Here is a 498-nt window from a genome sequence, read left to right as displayed (position 1 = left end):
GCAGCTCACGACTTCTTGCTGGGCAGGCCCTTGCGCTTGGTTTCGGCGAATTCCTCGAGCTGCTTCTCGCTCATCGATTCATACATCTCGCGCGATGCGCCTTTGAGCTCGCTTTTCTTGATCTCGCCGCGTTTGGCCGCGAGTGCCGCGCCGGCCGCCTTTTGCTGAGCTTGTGATGTGGCAGGCATGGTGGATCCTCCTTTGCTGTGAGGAGAACGCTGCGGCACAGGCCGCAGTTCCAGCGCTAACGCGTATCTCCCGAAAGTGGGAACCGGTTCGGGGCAATCAAAAACCTGAAGCGCAAGGAGCGAACCTGAAAGATCGCGATGCGCTTTAGCCTGCGGTCAATCCAAAGCCCTGGATGAGCCGTTTCGTGGCGAAATCCACCTTGCCCGAGGTGAAGACCGCGATGTCGGCCTCGTTCTCCCCCGACGGTTCGCTGACTGGTTCGAGCAGCGACATGGCCCGTCGCGCGATGGCTTCCGCCGGATCGATCCA

At 60.6% G+C, this 498-nt stretch carries 1 protein-coding gene and 1 pseudogene; both read right to left on the bottom strand.

From position 1 onward, the window contains the following. Positions 1 to 5: 5 nt before the first annotated feature. A complete protein-coding gene (locus EOA29_RS39700; protein ID WP_126093605.1) occupies positions 6 to 188 on the bottom strand; it encodes a DUF3008 family protein in 183 nt (60 codons plus the stop codon). A gap of 145 nt (positions 189 to 333) precedes the next feature. Beyond that, positions 334 to 498, bottom strand: a pseudogene (locus tag EOA29_RS43645) (glutamate racemase); the annotation flags it as partial.

This window comes from Mesorhizobium sp. M1E.F.Ca.ET.063.01.1.1, from assembly GCF_003998155.1.
Taxonomy (GTDB): domain Bacteria; phylum Pseudomonadota; class Alphaproteobacteria; order Rhizobiales; family Rhizobiaceae; genus Mesorhizobium.
Note: the sequence above shows the minus strand (reverse complement) of the source record. Positions and strands in the feature narration are given on the sequence as shown.